Source organism: Streptomyces mangrovisoli (assembly GCF_000974985.2).
GTDB lineage: Bacteria > Actinomycetota > Actinomycetes > Streptomycetales > Streptomycetaceae > Streptomyces > Streptomyces mangrovisoli.
In genome coordinates this window covers 1-1,285 of record NZ_LAVA02000188.1, presented here as the reverse complement: position 1 = coordinate 1,285, position 1,285 = coordinate 1, and the positions used below count along the sequence as shown (strand labels likewise).

Annotated in this window: 2 protein-coding genes; one reads left to right on the top strand and one right to left on the bottom strand. The window is 67.3% G+C overall.

All coding sequences use genetic code 11. From position 1 onward, the window contains the following. Positions 1 to 41: 41 nt before the first annotated feature. Positions 42 to 862 (top strand): IS5 family transposase gene (locus tag WN71_RS41365; protein WP_420856570.1). Its coding sequence is split into 2 segments (ribosomal slippage): positions 42 to 384 and positions 384 to 862, totalling 822 coding nucleotides; the frame shifts between segments, so codons are not numbered across the junction. Here WN71_RS41365 and WN71_RS39325 read toward each other — a convergent pair. After that, positions 852 to 1,208 (bottom strand): hypothetical protein, encoded by a 357-nt coding sequence (locus WN71_RS39325; RefSeq protein ID WP_046591741.1) that lies wholly within the window; start codon positions 1,206 to 1,208, stop codon positions 852 to 854. The two genes, WN71_RS41365 and WN71_RS39325, sit on opposite strands and share 11 nt — an antisense overlap. Positions 1,209 to 1,285: the final 77 nt, after the last annotated feature.

The window sequence follows — 1,285 nt, the reverse complement described above, 5'->3', positions numbered from 1 at the left end:
AGAGGTCGTTTCTTATGGCGTGATCGGTCGTTGAGCCGTCCATGACGGATCTGGTTGAGCGGCTGGTGCCGGACGAGTTGTGGGTGTTGTTCCGGCGGGTGGTGCCGCCGACGGAAGTCATACGTCCGCAGGGTGGGGGCCGACGGCGTGCCGGTGACCGCGAGGCCCTCGCCGCGATCATCTTCGTGGCGACCTCGGGCTGCACCTGGCGCCAGCTCCCACCTGTGTTCGGTCCGAGCTGGCAAACGGTCTACCGACGCTTCGCCCAGTGGAGCCGGGCCCGCGTCTGGGCCCGGCTCCACCGCGTCATCCTCGATGAACTCGGCACCCGCGGACAGCTGGACTGGTCGCGGTGCGCGATCGACTCCGTCAGCCTGCGGGCCGCAAAGGGGGGCCACTGACGGGACCGAATCCGACCGACCGCGGCAAGTTGGGATCGAAGATCCACCTGATCACCGACAGGAACGGACTGCCACTGTCCCTGGGCATCTCCGGCGCGAACCTGCACGACAGCCAGGGCCTGGAGCCGCTCGTACGCGGCATCCCACCCATCCGGTCCCGCCGCGGTCCCCGCCGCCGGCGCCCGGCGAAACTGCACGCGGACAAGGGTTACGACTACGACCACCTGCGCCGATGGCTCCGCGAGCGTGGGATCCGCCACCGGATCGCCCGCCGGGGCGTCGAGTCCTCACAGCGGCTGGGCCGACATCGCTGGGTGGTCGAGCGAACCGCGTCCTGGCTGGCCGGCTGCCGAAGACTCCACCGTCGCTACGAACGCAAGGCAGAGCACTTCCTCGCCTTCGTCGGCATCGCCGCAGCCCTGATCGGCTACCGACGATTGGCCACGCCGCTCAGGGCCTGAGTCGGTCCTGCTGCACGTCGAAACAGATCAGCCCCATCTTGTCCGCCAGGTCTGCCGCGTAGGCCGACGCTTCTTCAGCCATGCTCCAGCCCATCCCGAAGTAGATGAGCGGACCGCTTGCACTGCCGATCAGCGGCCCGACCGACCAGGGCGAGGTCCCTTCCTCGTCCTCGGTGATATCGCACCACCGCTCGAGAAGCGCGGTCACATAGACCGTGATGAGTTCGGACGGAGACTCCAGGTCCTCACCGTCGAGGTAGCGGTCGTACAAGTCGCTGAAGACCCGGCGGGCAGTCCTGTCATTCGCCGGCCGCTCGCCTTCCCAGACGGCAAGGTCGTAGCTCATGTCCCGGAGGCTCTCATACCGCACTGACAGACCTCCGGGCTGGTCAACAGCACCTACAGCCATAAGAAACGACGTCT